At 68.0% G+C, this 15,121-nt stretch carries 14 protein-coding genes and 1 pseudogene; 7 read left to right on the plus strand and 8 right to left on the minus strand.

The features are described 5' to 3' along the window. Together AWC17_RS01295 and AWC17_RS01300 are read left to right on the plus strand one after the other, a co-directional pair. Complete coding sequence (locus AWC17_RS01295) at window positions 1–579, plus strand: DNA-3-methyladenine glycosylase I (protein ID WP_046187027.1); 579 nt, start codon at window positions 1–3, stop codon at window positions 577–579. A 193-nt stretch (window positions 580–772) separates the two neighbouring features. Next, window positions 773–946: a DUF3117 domain-containing protein gene (locus AWC17_RS01300; protein ID WP_003878471.1), complete on the plus strand. Its 174-nt coding sequence runs from the start codon at window positions 773–775 to the stop codon at window positions 944–946. 30 nt (window positions 947–976) lie between these two features. Here AWC17_RS01300 and glgA read toward each other — a convergent pair whose 3' ends face one another. Further along, window positions 977–2,140 (minus strand): glycogen synthase, encoded by a 1,164-nt coding sequence (gene glgA / locus AWC17_RS01305; protein ID WP_046187025.1) that lies wholly within the window; start codon window positions 2,138–2,140, stop codon window positions 977–979. Between the two features lie 270 nt (window positions 2,141–2,410). On the opposite strand from glgA, the gene glgC reads away from it, so the two are divergent. Next, window positions 2,411–3,625 carry a glucose-1-phosphate adenylyltransferase gene (gene glgC, locus AWC17_RS01310; protein WP_046186617.1) on the plus strand — a complete coding sequence of 405 codons (1,215 nt, stop codon included), beginning with the start codon at window positions 2,411–2,413 and terminating at the stop codon, window positions 3,623–3,625. A gap of 52 nt (window positions 3,626–3,677) precedes the next feature. On the opposite strand, the gene AWC17_RS01315 is transcribed toward glgC, so the two are convergent. From AWC17_RS01315 to AWC17_RS01340, 6 genes and pseudogenes are all read right to left on the minus strand, one after another. After that, a complete protein-coding gene (locus AWC17_RS01315; protein ID WP_046186618.1) occupies window positions 3,678–5,372 on the minus strand; it encodes a CocE/NonD family hydrolase in 1,695 nt (564 codons plus the stop codon). A gap of 30 nt (window positions 5,373–5,402) precedes the next feature. Next, the gene (locus AWC17_RS01320; RefSeq protein WP_046186619.1) at window positions 5,403–6,077 is read right to left on the minus strand and encodes a methyltransferase family protein; all 675 of its coding nucleotides are present in this window, start codon (window positions 6,075–6,077) and stop codon (window positions 5,403–5,405) included. A gap of 7 nt (window positions 6,078–6,084) precedes the next feature. Further along, complete coding sequence (locus AWC17_RS01325) at window positions 6,085–7,728, minus strand: ABC transporter permease (RefSeq protein WP_208618351.1); 1,644 nt, start codon at window positions 7,726–7,728, stop codon at window positions 6,085–6,087. Further along, window positions 7,725–8,639: an ABC transporter ATP-binding protein gene (locus AWC17_RS01330; RefSeq protein ID WP_046185786.1), complete on the minus strand. Its 915-nt coding sequence runs from the start codon at window positions 8,637–8,639 to the stop codon at window positions 7,725–7,727. Before AWC17_RS01330 ends, AWC17_RS01325 begins: the two co-directional genes overlap by 4 nt. Next, window positions 8,629–9,267, minus strand: a pseudogene (locus AWC17_RS01335) (TetR/AcrR family transcriptional regulator). The gene AWC17_RS01330 and the pseudogene AWC17_RS01335 overlap by 11 nt, the downstream one beginning before the upstream one ends. A 212-nt stretch (window positions 9,268–9,479) precedes the next feature. After that, the gene (locus tag AWC17_RS01340) at window positions 9,480–10,148 is read right to left on the minus strand and encodes an O-methyltransferase (RefSeq protein ID WP_046185785.1); all 669 of its coding nucleotides are present in this window, start codon (window positions 10,146–10,148) and stop codon (window positions 9,480–9,482) included. A 202-nt stretch (window positions 10,149–10,350) separates the two neighbouring features. Here AWC17_RS01340 and sigE point away from each other — a divergent pair, with 202 nt between their 5' ends. From sigE to tatB, 4 genes are all read left to right on the plus strand, one after another. Further along, window positions 10,351–11,118 (plus strand): RNA polymerase sigma factor SigE, encoded by a 768-nt coding sequence (sigE, locus tag AWC17_RS01345; RefSeq protein ID WP_046185783.1) that lies wholly within the window; start codon window positions 10,351–10,353, stop codon window positions 11,116–11,118. A gap of 142 nt (window positions 11,119–11,260) precedes the next feature. After that, window positions 11,261–11,653 (plus strand): anti-sigma E factor RseA, encoded by a 393-nt coding sequence (rseA, locus tag AWC17_RS01350; protein WP_046185782.1) that lies wholly within the window; start codon window positions 11,261–11,263, stop codon window positions 11,651–11,653. A 187-nt stretch (window positions 11,654–11,840) separates the two neighbouring features. Beyond that, a complete protein-coding gene (gene htrA, locus AWC17_RS01355) occupies window positions 11,841–13,364 on the plus strand; it encodes a serine protease HtrA (protein WP_046185781.1) in 1,524 nt (507 codons plus the stop codon). After that, a complete protein-coding gene (tatB, locus tag AWC17_RS01360) occupies window positions 13,365–13,754 on the plus strand; it encodes a Sec-independent protein translocase protein TatB (protein ID WP_046185780.1) in 390 nt (129 codons plus the stop codon). A 3-nt stretch (window positions 13,755–13,757) separates the two neighbouring features. Here the strand turns inward: tatB and AWC17_RS01365 are convergent, their stop codons facing one another. Continuing rightward, on the minus strand, window positions 13,758–14,906 hold the full coding sequence (locus AWC17_RS01365; RefSeq protein WP_046185779.1) for an Mrp/NBP35 family ATP-binding protein: 1,149 nt from the start codon (window positions 14,904–14,906) through the stop codon (window positions 13,758–13,760). Between the last annotated feature and the right edge of the window lie 215 nt (window positions 14,907–15,121).

The following is a 15,121-nucleotide window of genomic DNA, read 5'->3' on the forward strand; positions in this document are numbered from 1 at the left end:
GTGAGCGATGACGGGCTGGTTCGGTGTAGCTGGGCGGCCATTCGGCCGGGGCCCGATTTCGAGTTGTACCGCGACTACCACGACCAGGAGTGGGGCCGCCCGGTGCGCGACGGGGTGGCGCTGTTCGAGCGGATGAGCCTGGAGGCCTTCCAGAGCGGGCTGTCGTGGCTGATCATCCTGCGTAAGCGGGAGAACTTCCGGCGCGCCTTCGCCGGGTTCGACTTCGAGCAGGTCGCCGGCTACACCGACGCCGACGTCCAGCGGCTGATGGCGGACACGGGAATCGTGCGCAACCGGGCCAAGATCGACGCGACGATCGCCAACGCGCGCGCCGCCGCTGAGCTGGGAACCTCGGCGGACCTCTCGGAGCTGCTGTGGTCGTTTGCGCCGGAACCGCGCCCCCGACCGGCTGAAGGCTCCGAAATCCCCTCGGCCACTGCGGAATCGAAGGCCATGGCGCGTGAGCTCAAGCGGCGCGGGTTCCGCTTCGTCGGGCCGACCACCGCCTATGCGCTGATGCAGGCGACCGGGATGGTCGACGACCATATCCGGGGTTGTTGGGTGCCTTCCCCCCGGTGACGATGCGGGCCGCGAGCGGCCCGCTAAGCCCGGAGAACCGGGTCTTTGTTCAACTCGTGACCTGGATAGGGAACAATAGAGGGGTGATTTGGCAGTTCGATGTCGGGTATGGCTGGAAAATCGCTGGCGGGGCATGCTCGGCGCCGACGAGGTCCGCAAAGGCGGGCCAGCTCGAACCTGGAGGGAGCACTCGATGGCGGCGATGAAGCCCCGGACCGGCGACGGTCCTCTGGAAGCAACCAAGGAGGGGCGCGGCATCGTGATGCGGGTACCACTTGAGGGAGGCGGTCGACTGGTCGTTGAGCTGACGCCGGACGAAGCCGCCGCCCTCGGTGACGAACTCAAGGGTGTCACGAGCTCCAGCTGAGGCGGGCCGGCGGACGGGCTGCCAGCAGCGCTACGCACACACCTTTCGGTAGATGTCCAGGGTCTGCTCGGCGACGCGGGCCCAGGAGAATTCCTCGACGCAGCGCTGGCGTCCCGCCTCGCCGTAGCGCTTCGCTTTTTCGGGGTCGGCGACGAGCTCGTTGACCGCTTCGGCGAGCCCGGCCTGGTAACCGGTCGGGTCGCCGGCGTCGTAGTGCACCAGCGAACCGGTCACCCCGTCGATGACCACCTCGGGTATCCCGCCGACATCGGACGCCACCACCGCCGTCGCGCATGCCATCGCCTCCAGGTTCACGATGCCCAGCGGCTCGTACACCGAGGGGCACACGAAAACCGTTGCCGCCGATAATATTTCGCGTAGCTCCCCGATGGGCAGCATCTCTCTGATCCAGAACACACCCTGCCGATTCTGGGCAAGCCGCGCCACCGCGGACCGAATCTCGTCGGCTATCTCCGGGGTGTCGGGAGCCCCCGCACACAGCACCACCTGCACCTCGGGGTCGAACCGGTGCGCCGCCGCCACCAAGTGCGCGACGCCCTTCTGCCGGGTGATCCGGCCGACGAACGCCACGGTGGGCCGGTGCGGGTCGACACCGAGTTCGGCCAGCACAGACCCGGTTTGCATCGGGCCGGCCGGATGCCAGACGTCGGTGTCGACCCCGTTGCGGACGACGTGCACCACGCTGGGATCCAGGGCGGGGTAGACCCGCAGGATGTCCTCGCGCATCGCGGAGCTGACCCCGATGACGGCGTCCGCGGCCTGTACCGCGGTGTGCTCCACCCACGTCGACACGCGGTAGCCGCCGCCGAGTTGTTCGGCCTTCCAGGGCCGCAGCGGCTCGAGCGAATGCGCGGTCAGAACGTGGGGGATGTCGTAGAGCAACGCGGCCAGATGACCAGCCATGCCGGTGTACCAGGTGTGCGAATGCACGACGGTGGCATCCGACGCGGCGTTGGCCATCATCAGGTCCGCGGACAACGTCGACAGCGCTGGGTTGGCGCCCTGCAGGCGTGGATCGGGCTGGTGCACGAAGGCGTTCGGCCGCGGCGCACCCATGCAGTGCACGTCGACCGCGCACAATCGGCGCAGTTGGGCGACCAGTTCCGTGACATGTACACCGGCTCCCCCGTAGACCTCTGGTGGGTATTCCCGAGTCATCATCGCCACCCGCATACCCGCACGGTAGTTCGGCGACAACGAGGCCCGCGAGTCGGGCCGAGGCGGAGCCGGACAGTCAGCTTGGGTGGCGACAACGAGGCCCGCGAGTCGGGCCGAGGCGGAGCCGGACAGTCAGCTTGGGTGGCGACAACGAGGCCCGCGAGTCGGGCCGGGCAATCGGTGACCGGTTCGGGGAACCAAATACCTTGACGGACAGCCGCACAGAACATGGCCAATAGCGCGATCCCCCTGGCAGCGTTTCGCGACGACCGATACGTTTGAACCATGAGGGAAGCGCCACACGTGCTGGGCATTGTCCTGGCCGGCGGTGAGGGCAAGCGGCTGTATCCGCTGACCGCGGATCGGGCCAAGCCCGCGGTTCCCTTCGGCGGCGCCTACCGGCTGATCGACTTCGTGCTGTCCAACCTCGTCAATGCGCGCTATTTGCGGATCTGCGTTCTCACTCAGTACAAGTCGCATTCATTGGACCGTCACATTTCGCAGAACTGGCGGTTGTCCGGTCTGGCCGGTGAGTACATCACCCCGGTGCCCGCGCAGCAGCGCCTGGGGCCCCGTTGGTACACCGGCTCCGCCGACGCGATCTACCAGTCGCTCAATCTGATCTACGACGAAGACCCCGACTACATAGTGGTTTTCGGCGCCGACCACGTGTATCGGATGGATCCCGAGCAGATGGTCCAGTTCCACATCGAGAGCGGGGCCGGCGCAACGGTGGCCGGCATCCGGGTGCCGCGCAGCGAGGCCACCGCGTTCGGTTGCATCGACGCCGCCGAATCCGGCCGCATCCGCGATTTCGTGGAGAAGCCGTTGGATCCGCCGGGTACCCACGATGACCCCGAGGCGGCGTTCGTTTCGATGGGCAACTACATCTTCACCACGAAGGTGCTCATCGACGCGATTCGCGCCGACGCCGATGACGACCACTCCGATCACGACATGGGCGGTGACATCATTCCGCGCTTGGTGGGCGACGGGATGGCCGCGGTGTACGACTTCAAGGACAACGAGGTGCCGGGTGCCACCGATCGCGACCGGGGTTACTGGCGTGACGTGGGGACGCTGGACGCGTTCTACGACGCGCACATGGACCTGGTGTCGGTCCACCCCGTGTTCAACCTGTACAACAAGCGCTGGCCGATTCGCGGCGAGTCCGAGAACCTGGCACCGGCCAAGTTCGTCAACGGCGGCTCGGCGCAGGAGTCGGTCGTCGGCGCCGGCAGCATCATCTCGGCCGCCTCGGTGCGCAACTCGGTGCTGTCGTCCAACGTCGTGGTCGACGACGGCGCGATCGTGGAGGGCAGCGTGATCATGCCGGGCGCCCGCGTCGGCCGGGGCGCGGTGGTACGCCACGCCATCCTGGACAAGAACGTCGTCGTCGGGCCCGGTGAGATGGTCGGCGTGGATCTGGAGAAGGACCGGGAGCGCTTCGCGATCAGCGCCGGCGGTGTGGTCGCGGTGGGCAAGGGCGTCTGGATCTAGCCCGAGTACCCGAGCAGTCACAAAATCGGGAGGTGTCCCCCAGCTCGCCGGGCTACGGGATTTCCGGGATCAGCAGGTGCGCGTCGTAGCCGGGGCCCCAGTGCAGCGTGACGCGACCGCGTGGCGAGCCGGCGTAGGCCGCCGGGAGCTGGCCGGTGAGCGGGTTTCTCGGGCACAACCAGCGCCCTGCGACCACCAGCCGCAGCCGTTCACCCGCGCGGAACAACGTCGCCGACGGGCCCAGCGCAACGTGGACCTCGACGACTTGGTGCGGGGGGACGGGCTGCGGGTCGGTGCACACCGCGACGGGTTCCCACGGCCGCGAGAGCTCGGGATCCAGCGCGCGCAGCGCGACCCGCTGCCAGCCGGTGCTCACCCGGTCGCGCCCATAGCCATACGACCCCTCGAATCCGACAAACCGGCCCCCGAACCGGCCGCAGCGCCACTTCTCCACGCCGACGAACAGGTTGGCGTCGTCGCAACCGTCCAGTTCGACCCACAACCGCGCCACCATCGGGCCGGTCAGCTCGACATCCGCGGGAACCGTCCAGCTGAAAGCAGCTGCCGCAGAATGGGTTTCGAATGTGATGCTGCCCGGCGTCGGCGGCCGCTGGGTGGTCAGCGCTCCAGCCCCGCCCAGATATAAAGGCCGCCAACGGGTGCGGGCCAGCGGCCATTCGGCCTCTTCGCGGACCGCGGCGACGGTGTCGCGGTCTTCGCGGACCTCGAGGCGGACGCTGCGGGAACCGGGCACCCCGTCCAGCACGCCGCGGAAGAACTTCAGCTGCTCGGCCAGCGCGGGCCCGGAGTAGAAGGTCGCCCATTTGCCGGCGCGGTGGGTGTACAGGCGGGCGTGACCGGAGCCCGCGTGCGTGAACGCGCGGATGGAGCCGCGCCCGTGCAGGTTGTTGTCGGAGAAGCTGCCGCACACCAGCATCGGCACCTGGATCGCGGACAGGTCCGGGACCAGCGAGCGCCAGAACTCGTCACGCAGCGGGTGGACGTCCTGCATACGTTCCAGGTCGTAGGCTTGCCGCGTGTCGCGCCGCACATTGCGCGACCACAGCCGGGTAAAGCCCCGCTCCCGGACTCCCCCCGGAAACGTCAGGTCGCGGTAGGCGTCGGTGAAGCCTTCCCACGGGCAGATCGCCCGCAGGGCCGGCGGCTGCAGCGCCGCGACCGCGTACTGGCTGATGGCCAGGTACGACACCCCGAGCATGACGACCCGTCCGTCGCTCCACGGCTGGTCGGCGATCCACTGCACCACGTCATAGGTGTCCTCGGCTTCCTGACGCGACAACAGGTTTCCGGTGCCGTCGGAGTGGCCGCAGCCGCGCGCGTCGGCGTTCACCACGACGAAGCCCTGCGCGGTCCACCACGCGGGATCGGGCGCCTCCCAGCCGGTCAGCGCCGAGAAGGTCACCGGTCGCGGCTGGCGCAGCATCCGGTACTGCACGGAGAACGTCCATCTGTTGCCGCGCCGCATCGGCAGATTGTCCTTGCCGTAGGGGTGGATGCTCAGTATGACCGGTCGGGCCCCAGTATCGGCTTGCCGGAAAACGTTGACCCGCAAGACCGTTCCATCGCGGGTCGGCACGCCGACGTCGCGTCTGACGTGCAGGCCGGCCGTTGGATCGGTCACCGTGACGGGAGGCCTGACGACGCCGCATATCCGGCTCAACGCGTACCCGAGCGCGCCGGGACGTCGCCACGGCCGATCCCGGGCGGGTGCGGGATTTCGGGCCACGCGAATACCCTAGGCGGGCGGGCTCGGCCGTTACCAGATGTAGGGCACCAACCGATACCGCACCCGTTGCCGGTATTCGCGGTATCCGGTCAACTCCTGTGTGAGCAGCTTTTCCTCGTCGAGGATGCGGAGCGCGAGTATGACGCCGCCCGGGATGACGAAGAGCAATCCCCAGTAGGAGCCGAGTGCCAAGGGCATGCCGATCATCATGATCACGTCTCCCACATACATGGGGTGGCGCACGAATCGATAGAGACCGTTGGACACCAGCGTCTGGCCCGGTTCCACTGTGATGGTGGAGGCGGCATAACCGTTTTGGACGATCACCAGCATGGCGATCCCCAGTCCCGTCGCCACCAGGACGTCGCCGACCACGCACAGCCACGCCGGCACCGGCGACCAGCCGAACCGGTGATCGAACGCGCTCAGTACCATCGTCGCGAACAGGCTCAGAAACGAGCCGGTGATGATGAATTTCTGAGCCGTCCGGGGTTCTGCCCGCGGACCCGCTTTCATGCGTCGCTGCAGGGCCGCGGGGTTATTCCGCGCCAGGTAGATGACGGGGACTATCGTTGCCGCCGTGAACACGGCGATGAAAACCCATGCCTGCCAATAACGGAGCGTGCCGGCCGGTAAGAAGAGGATCAACCCGAAAGAGAGGATTCCCAAGATAGATGTGGCCGCCAGGCGAATATCGGTTTTCACAACGCTCCTAACAACGCAGATCCCGGCGTCGGAAAGCCATGACACCGAAGGTAATCAGTCCGGCGTCAATGGCCAACAGCCATAGCAGTGGCACGCCGGTGAAATTCGCGCCGACCCGGGGAATGTGTGCGAACGGTTCCAGGTCGAGCAGCCACTGCGGGAACCCGGCCAATGAACCGATCAGGTACAACGCGATGAACGCGACCAGAACACCCCAGGCCACGGGCGTGAATCGCGGTGCGAGACCGAACAAGCCGACCGTCACCGCGGACAACAGCCAGACGGCGGGCAGTTGTACCGCCGCGCTCGCCACCACGACGGCCACCTTGCCGCCGACGTCGCCGGCGGCGGCACCGTAGACCAGTCCGCCGGCCAAGCCGCTGACCAGCATCGCCACCGTGGATCCGAGCACCGCCGCCAGCACGTGGCTCGCCAGCCAACGGGTTCTCGATACGGCGCCGGCCAGCGTCGTTTCGGCTCGTTGGCCCGTTTCCTCCTGGTGCAGTCGAAGCGTCAGCGAGACGGCGAATGCGGCGGCCGCCATGCCCAGCATGGTGAATGCGACAGCGATGAAAGCTTCCGCCAGAGCGGTGGTGCCGCCCATCCGGACGACGATGTCGCGCGCGGCGTTGCTGTCGCCGAGCTCGTCGCCGATGCCCTGCACCACACTGCCCATCAAAACGCCATAGAGGCACAACCCGACGGTCCACAGCAGAAGCGCACCGCGGTCCAGGCGCCACGTCAGGCCGAATACGTTGCCCAGCGCGGGCGCAGCGGAGCCGGGGCCGGGGCGTTCGGCGAAGAGCCCGGCGCCGACATCGCGGCCGGCGAGGAGCCGATACGCCACCGCGGTGAGCGCGACGGTCGTCGCCAGGTGCAGCACCAGCACCGGCCAGTGATCGCCCGCGTAGGGCCGGACCTGCAGCGACCACCCCAGCGGCGAGAGCCAGGACAGCGAGCCGGAACCCGCATCGCCGAGGGCGCGCAGCGTGAAGGCGGCCGCCAGGACCGCGAAGGCGGCACCGCGGGCGAACCGGGCGCTTGGCGACAACTGCGCGGTCACCGCGGCGACGGCGGTGAACACCAGACCGGAGCAGGCCAGGGCCGCACCGAAGGCGAGCGACCCACCGGGTGGGACGTCGGTGGTGAGCAGGCCCGCCGCGCCGATCACTCCGGTCGCGATACTGGCTCCGAACGACAACAGCAGCGCGGCGCTGAGGCTGGCGTAGCGACCGACCGCGGTCGAGTCCACAAGTTCGGTTCGGCCGGCCTCCTCGTCACCGCGGGTGTGCCGGATGACGGTCAGGATGACGGCTACCGATATCAGCAAGTGGAATATCCCGGCCTTCCAAATGCCAACGGCCCCAAGGCTGTCGTTGTAGACCTGCCCGTAGAGCGCACGTTGCGCAGGGCTCGCCGTGATGGAGGCCGCGAATCCGGCGCGGGCGGCCTGGGTGGGGTAGACCTTCTCGATGCTGCCGACGTACACCGTTGCCAACGGCACCGACATCAGCAATACCCACAGCGGCAGCGAGATTCGGTCGCGGCGCAAGTAGAGCCGCAGCATCCCAAGCGTTCCCGAGAAGTTCGGCCGGCGTTGCGGCGCGGGGCGGGCCGGACGGTGTGACCGATCCAGGGTTGCGGTGCTCATGATGCGGAAACCTTGTCTCCCGTGTCGTAGTGGCGCAGGAAGAGCTCCTCGAGCGTCGGCGGCTGGCTGACGAGGCTGCGCACACCGGCGTCGCCGAGCGCCCGGATCAGTTCCCCGAGGCTCTCGCCGTCGACCTGGGCACGCACGGTGTTGCCCTCGACGCTGACGTCCTCGACCCCCTTGATCCGAGTGAGGTCGCCGGGGTCGCCGGTGATTTCGGCCTTGATCGAGGTGCGGCTGAGATGCCGCATCGAGTCCAGCGAACCGCTCTCGACGGTCTTGCCGGCCCGGATGATGGTCACCCGTTCGCACAGCGCTTCGGTCTCGGCCAGGATGTGACTGGACAGCAAGACCGTCGCGCCACGGTCGCGCGCCTCGGCGACGCATTGCTGAAAGACGTTCTCCATCAACGGGTCCAGGCCGCTGCTGGGCTCATCCAAGAGCAGCAGGCGGGCTCGCGACGAGAAGGCGGAGATCAGGGAGACCTTTTGCCGGTTGCCCTTCGAGTAGGTCCGCGCCTTCTTGTGTGGGTCGAGGTCGAAGCGCTCGATCAGCTCGGCGCGACGCCGCTGGTCGATGCCGCCGCGCATGCGGGCCAGCATGTCGATGGTCTCGCCGCCGGTCAGTGTCGGCCACAGCGTGACATCGCCTGGAACATAGGCGATCTGGCGGTGCAGTGCTACCGCGTCGGTCCACGGGTCGCCGCCCAGTAACCGCACGCTGCCGCCGTCCGCCTTCACCAGACCCAGCAGGATGCGGATGGTCGTCGACTTCCCGGCGCCATTGGGGCCGAGGAAGCCGTGCACTTCGCCTTCGCGCACCGTGAGGTTAAGGCCGTCCAACGCGCGCACCGCACCGAAGTTCTTTGTCAGATCGCGGATTTGGATGGGCGCGACATTGTTAACCGGCATGGGATTCTCCTTGATCATCTGCGGCCAGGAATGCGTCGTACATCGTGCGGTCGACCATCAGTCCCTCGGTGTAGATCTCCAGCGCGGGCAGCACCATCTCGCGGGCGTAGTCGCGGAGGACCGCGCGGATATCCGTCGGTGTTTCGTGCATTTGCAGATAGAGCAGAAAGCCGCCACCGCCGGTGATGCCCAGATACCGGGCGCGGGCGCGGGGGTCCCGACTGGGCTTTATGGTGCCGGCCCGCACGCCCTCGTCCAGGTACTCTTCGGCGTTGTCAATCATTCTGCGCCACAGCATGTTTGCCAGCTCACCGCCGGACTGCATGCTGCGAACCAGGTAGGCCATCATCGATGCGTACGACTCGATCTCGGCCATCTGCGCGAATCAGGTGGCGGGGTCGTTCGACTTGAGCGCCTCGGACTTGCTGTTGCGGATCTCTTCGGCGATGTAGTCGTCACACGCCTTGCGCAGGCCCTCCTTGGAGCCGAAATGGTGGATGACCAGCGCGGCGCTCACCCCGGCCGCTTCGGCGATCGTGCGCAGTCCCACGCCGAACCCTTGCTCGCCGAACTGCTCGATGGCCGCATCTCGGATCCGGGCGGCGGCGGTCAGGTCGGCTGAACGCATGTTCAGTACATTAAACGGCTGTTTAGCCGAGAGTCAGGGAGGCAACGCGTCAAGAATTCATAAAGACCGGATCGGATCAGTGGCGATCGCAAACGCGGTGTAGCCGGGCGTAGCGGGTCGCCACCATCGGATCTAGTGGCGATCGCAAACGCGGTGTAGCCGGGCGCTGGGGGTACCACCCGCTTGCGGGGGACGGGTCGCCACCATCGGATTTAGTCGCGGACCGCGGCCAAAATGCCGTCGCCGAGTGGCACCAGGGCCGGGGTGAGCCGCTCATCCTCGGCGATGAGTCGCGCCGCTTCACGCACGGCAACCACCTCGGCGTCGCGGGCGGCGGGGTCGCCGGCTCGTCCGCCGAGGGCGGCCCGGTGCACCACGATGACGCCGCCCGATCGCAGCAGCCGCACACCCTCCACGACGTAATCCGGCTGGTCAACCGGGTCGGCGTCGATGAACACGAGGTCGTAGGACTCGTCGGCGAGCCGGGTGAGGACCTCCTGGGCCCGGCCGCTGATCAGCCGGGTGCGCGACGGTCCGATCCCGGCTTCGGAGAAGGCCTGCTTGGCGAGCCGCAGATACTCGGGTTCGATGTCGATCGTCGTCAGGACGCCGTCGTCGCTCATGCCGGACAACAACCACAGCCCGCTGACCCCCGCGCCGGTACCCACCTCCGCGACGGCCTTGCCGCCGCTGAGCTTGGTCAGCAGGCTCAGCAGCGCGCCCACGGCCGGCGTCACCGCCCCCGCACCGATGTCCACGGCACGCTCGCGGGCAGCCGCCAGCAGCGCGTCTTCTGAAATAGACCCCTCGGCGTGCGCGAAGAGGGATTCGGCTCGACTGGGCGCCGGCTGGCCGGGGGTTTCTGCGTCGGTGCCGTCCATGCCCGCAGCGTATTCCACTTCGGTGCGCACCCCGGCATGGCGCGCCTAAGCTGCACCGTCACGACACGCCCGGCAAAGCCGCTGCGTTTAACTTCACCTCGCGGCGGATATGTCCTGGACAGCACTGGTAACGATTAGGTTTCTCAGGCGCAGCTCAGACTGTTCATATATCGCACATACGCCGATACGCGACGGTGTCCCTATGGACCGGGGAGCGCGTTGGCACGGGAATACGGACTGGCGGCCACGTGTTGCCGCCGGTGACGACTTGTCGCTTTTTGGCAGGACGGATTCGGAGGACTTGATCATCACCACTCTTTTGGGCCCGACCAGCATGTCGCACGCGCAAGACTGCCCCGCCGACGAATGGGTGGAGCCGTCCGACGGGTTGCAGGGCACGGCGGTATTCGACGCGACCGGGGACAAGTCCACGATGCCCTCGTGGGACGAGCTGGTGCGTCAGCACGCCGACCGGGTGTACCGGCTGGCCTACCGCCTCTCCGGCAATCAGCACGACGCGGAGGACCTCACTCAGGAGACGTTCATCCGGGTTTTCCGGTCGGTGCAGAACTACCAGCCGGGGACGTTCGAGGGCTGGTTGCACCGCATCACCACCAACCTCTTCCTCGACATGGTGCGCCGGCGCGCCCGCATCCGGATGGAGGCGCTGCCCGAGGATTACGAGCGGGTGCCCGCCGACGAGCCCAATCCCGAGCAGATCTACCACGATTCGCGGCTCGGGCCCGACCTGCAGGCGGCGTTGGATTCGCTGCCGCCGGAGTTCCGCGCCGCGGTCGTGCTGTGTGACATTGAGGGCCTGTCCTATGAGGAGATCGGCGCGACGCTGGGCGTGAAGCTCGGAACGGTACGCAGCCGTATTCACCGTGGACGTCAGGCGCTGCGCGACTACCTGGCCGCCCATCCCGGGCAGGGTGCCGGCCGCGACGCGCTGCACGCCGAGCCGGCCTAGACCTAGGCCGGAGAACGCCCGAATCACCACAGCCGGGCTCGCGGCTTGGGGGATGAGCCAGCGGCTTTGCGGTCTTTAGACGCGGTATTGCGCACCGCCTCGCGCTACATTCGAGGGGTACGCGCAACGAAAGGACCCGGTGATGGCCGATAGAGGACATGTCTTCCGTCGTGCGTTCTCCTGGCTTCCCGCACAGTTCGCCTCTCAGAGCGATGCGCCGGTCGGCGCGCCGCGCCAGTTCGGCTCCACCGAGCACCTCTCCGTCGAAGCCATTGCCGCATTCGTCGACGGTGAGTTGCGGATGAACGCGCACCTGCGAGCGGCGCATCACCTGTCGCTGTGCCCGCAGTGCGCGGCCGAGGTCGATGACCAGAGCCGGGCCCGTGCGGCGCTGCGCGACTCACATCCGATCCGGATCCCGAGCACGCTGCTCGGGATGCTCGCTGAGATTCCCTACGATTCGCCCGACGACGCGACCACCCGGGCGGACCGTTTTGCTGACCGCGATGCCCGTGAACAGCGCAAGCGCCCGTAGCTCGACACCTTCTCGCCGAAATCGCCGTGGTTGATCCGGCCGAATTTTGCGCACCCCGCCCGTGCGCTCATGGGCGACCAGCAGCGAACCGTGGATACTAGGGTGGACACGACCACGCCGGTGCCGTGTGTATCGCCCGGTAAAGGGCCTGTCTCGAGCGCTCAAGAAGAGGATCCAAAGGGGTAACGTGACCTCCGATCAAGGCTTCGATCAGAAGCAGGACAGCGGCAAGAACAGCGGCAACCGCTTGGCGCCGCGCCCCGTCTCCCGTCCGCCGGTGGACCCCGGATCGCGTCGACTGTTCAGCCGCCCCGATGGGCTGAGCGGATCGTTTGTGGCCGAACGTGTCCGTCCGCAGAAGTACCGGGACGAGGGCGAGTTCTCCCCGCATGAGGAGCCGGCCGATCCGGTCCTTCAGGAGGCGTTCAGCCGGCCGGTCGGGAGTCCCGACTCACTGCAGCGCCACCCCGTCGACGCCGGCGCGCTGGCGGCCGAGAAAGACGGTGCCGGGCCGGACGAGCTCGATCCGTGGCGAGACCCGTCGGCGGCCGCGGCGTTGGGCACTCCGGCGGTTGCCCCGTCGGGACCGCGCAGGCCGCAGGGTTACGGCGGCAAGCTCGGTGTGCGCGACGTGTTGTTCGGCGGCAAGGTGTCCTACCTGGCGTTGCTCGTCTTGCTGTTGATCGCGTTGCTCGTCGGCGTGATCGGCGGGGTGGTCGGTCGCAAGACGGCCGAGGTCGCCGAGGCGTTCACCACCTCGAAGGTGACGCTGTCGACCAACGGCAATGGCGAGGGCCCGGCAGGCCGGTTCGCCAAGGTGGCGGCCGCGACCGCCAACGCGGTGGTGACCATCGAGTCCAAGAGCGACCAGGAGGGCATGCAGGGCTCCGGCGTGGTGATCGACGGTCGCGGCTACATCGTCACCAACAACCACGTGATCTCCGAGGCGGCCAACAATCCCAGCCAGTTCAAGACGACCGTGGTGTTCAACGACGGCAAGGAAGTGCCCGCCAACTTGGTGGGTCGCGACCCCAAGACCGACCTGGCCGTGCTCAAGGTCGACAACGTCGACAACCTGAGCGTGGCCCGGTTCGGTGACTCGGACAAGGTGCGCGTCGGCGACGAGGTCCTTGCGGCAGGTGCGCCGCTGGGGCTGCGCAGCACCGTGACCCACGGCATCATCAGTGCGCTGCACCGGCCCGTCCCGTTGTCGGGAGAGGGCTCGGACACCGACACCGTGATCGACGCTCTGCAGACCGACGCCTCGATCAACCACGGCAACTCCGGCGGCCCGCTGATCGATATGGATTCGCAGGTGATCGGCATCAACACCGCGGGTAAGTCCTTGTCCGACAGCGCAAGTGGGCTCGGCTTTGCGATCCCGATCGATGAGGCGAAGCAGGTTGCCGAGACCCTGATCAAAGACGGGAAGATCGTGCACCCGACGCTGGGGATCAGCACCCGGTCGGTGAGTAACGCCATCGCCTCCGGCGCCCAGGTCGCCAACGTGAAGGCGGGAAGCCCCGCGCAAAAGGGCGGAATCCTGGAGAACGACGTCATCGTCAAGGTCGGTAACCGCCAGGTCGCCGACGCCGACGAGTTCGTCGTCGCCGTGCGCCAGCTGACCATCGGCCAGGACTCCCCGATCGAGGTGGTTCGCGATGGTCGGCACGTCACCCTGACCGTCAAGCCCGACCCCGACGGCAGCTAAATGTTCGGGAGCCTGAGCTGGGAGCACATCCTGGTCCTCGTGGTGGTCGGGCTGGTGGTCCTTGGCCCGGAGCGCCTTCCTGGCGCCATCCGCTGGACGTCGACCGCGCTGCGGCAGGCGCGTGACTACCTCAGCGGGGTGACCACTCAGCTGCGCGAAGACCTCGGGCCCGAGTTCGACGATCTGCGCGTTCCCCTGAGCGAACTGCAGAGACTGCGGGGGATGACGCCGCGCGCCGCGCTGACCAAGCACCTGCTGGACGGCGACGATTCCTTCCTCACCGGGAACTTCGACAGGCCGGTCAACGGGACTGCCGCGGCCCCTCCGGCGGAGCCGTCGGCACCGCCGCACGCTCCTGGGCCGACACCCTTCGACGCCGACGCGACCTGAACCTCAGCGCCGCGTCGGATCGAGCCCGAGCGACACGCCCGCCAATCCACGCCGTCGCGATGACAGGTTGTCTGCCACGCTGCGCAGTTCCTTGCCCGCGGGGGAGTCGGGGGCGCTCAGCACGATCGGGGTGCCGGAATCGCCGGCGGCCACCAGCGCGGGGTCCAGCGGGATCTGGCCCAGCAGCGGCACATCGGCGCCGACCGCGCGGGACAAGCGCTCGGCCACTTGCTGGCCGCCGCCCTCGCCGAACACCTGCAACGTCGAGCCGTCCGGCAGGGTGAGGCCCGACATGTTCTCCACCACGCCGGCGATGCGCTGCCGGGTTTGCATCGCGATGCTGCCCGCCCGCTCGGCGACCTCGGCCGCGGCCAGCTGCGGCGTCGTCACCACCAGGAGCTCGGCGCTCGGGATCAGCTGAGCCACCGAGATGGCGATGTCGCCGGTGCCTGGCGGCAGATCCAGCAGCAGGACGTCCAGATCGCCCCAGTAGACGTCGGCCAAGAACTGCTGCAACGCCCGGTGCAGCATCGGCCCGCGCCACACCACCGGTGTGTTGCCCTCGGTGAATTGGGCGATGGAGATGACCTTCACCTCGTGGGCGATGGGCGGCAGGATCATCGACTCGACCTGGGTGGGGCGGTCGGTGGTGCCCATCATCCGGGGGATGGAATGGCCGTGAATGTCGGCGTCGAGCACGCCGACCGACAGGCCGCGGGCCGCCATCGCCGCAGCCAGGTTGACCGTGACGGTGGACTTTCCCACCCCGCCCTTCCCGGACGCGACCGCATAGACGCGCGTCAGCGAGTTCGGCTGGGCGAAGGGGATGACGGGCTCGCGGGCATCGCCGCGCAACTGCTTGCGCAGTTCGGTGCGCTGCTCGTCGTTCATCACGTCCAGGGTGACCTTCACGGCCCCCGTGCCCGGAACGTCGGAGACCGCCCTGGTGACCCGCTCGCTGATTTCGGTCTTCTTCGGGCAGGCAGCGGTGGTCAGGTAGATCGCCACGTGCACGGCACCGTCGGGCTCGGTGTCAATGCTCTTGACCATCCCGAGTTCGGTGATCGGGCGCCGTAGTTCGGGGTCGATCACCTTCCCCAGTGCGGTGCGGATTGCTGCGCTCAAGTCGGCAGTGTCATGACGGGACATCATCGCCGAGTGTAGGCGCGCCCGATCGGGGCGGTTGGCGGCGGCCCGCAGCGCCCGGCTTAGCCGCGCTTGCGATCGCCGCTAGGCCGGTCAGCCGCCCGCAACGGGGCCCGGCTGCTTCGGCGCCGCCGCGTTGGGCGGGCCGGCCGGCTTGGGCGCCGGCGACGCCGGGGCCGCTGGCGGTGCGGCCGGCGGCGGGGCGGCCTGCGGGTCTGGGG

Source organism: Mycobacterium nebraskense (assembly GCF_002102255.1).
Lineage (GTDB): Bacteria > Actinomycetota > Actinomycetes > Mycobacteriales > Mycobacteriaceae > Mycobacterium > Mycobacterium nebraskense.

What these genes read in the sequence shown, in the direction of transcription:
- AWC17_RS01330 (WP_046185786.1), bottom strand. Translation starts at nt 8,639, where the DNA reads ATGCCGGTTAACAATGTCGCGCCCATCCAAATCCGCGATCTGACAAAG.
- AWC17_RS01325 (WP_208618351.1), bottom strand. Translation starts at nt 7,728, where the DNA reads ATGAGCACCGCAACCCTGGATCGGTCACACCGTCCGGCCCGCCCCGCG.
- AWC17_RS01340 (WP_046185785.1), bottom strand. Translation starts at nt 10,148, where the DNA reads ATGGACGGCACCGACGCAGAAACCCCCGGCCAGCCGGCGCCCAGTCGA.
- AWC17_RS01365 (WP_046185779.1), bottom strand. Translation starts at nt 14,906, where the DNA reads ATGATGTCCCGTCATGACACTGCCGACTTGAGCGCAGCAATCCGCACC.
- AWC17_RS01300 (WP_003878471.1), top strand. Translation starts at nt 773, where the DNA reads ATGGCGGCGATGAAGCCCCGGACCGGCGACGGTCCTCTGGAAGCAACC.
- sigE (WP_046185783.1), top strand. Translation starts at nt 10,351, where the DNA reads ATGGACCGGGGAGCGCGTTGGCACGGGAATACGGACTGGCGGCCACGT.
- rseA (WP_046185782.1), top strand. Translation starts at nt 11,261, where the DNA reads ATGGCCGATAGAGGACATGTCTTCCGTCGTGCGTTCTCCTGGCTTCCC.
- glgC (WP_046186617.1), top strand. Translation starts at nt 2,411, where the DNA reads ATGAGGGAAGCGCCACACGTGCTGGGCATTGTCCTGGCCGGCGGTGAG.
- tatB (WP_046185780.1), top strand. Translation starts at nt 13,365, where the DNA reads ATGTTCGGGAGCCTGAGCTGGGAGCACATCCTGGTCCTCGTGGTGGTC.
- glgA (WP_046187025.1), bottom strand. Translation starts at nt 2,140, where the DNA reads ATGCGGGTGGCGATGATGACTCGGGAATACCCACCAGAGGTCTACGGG.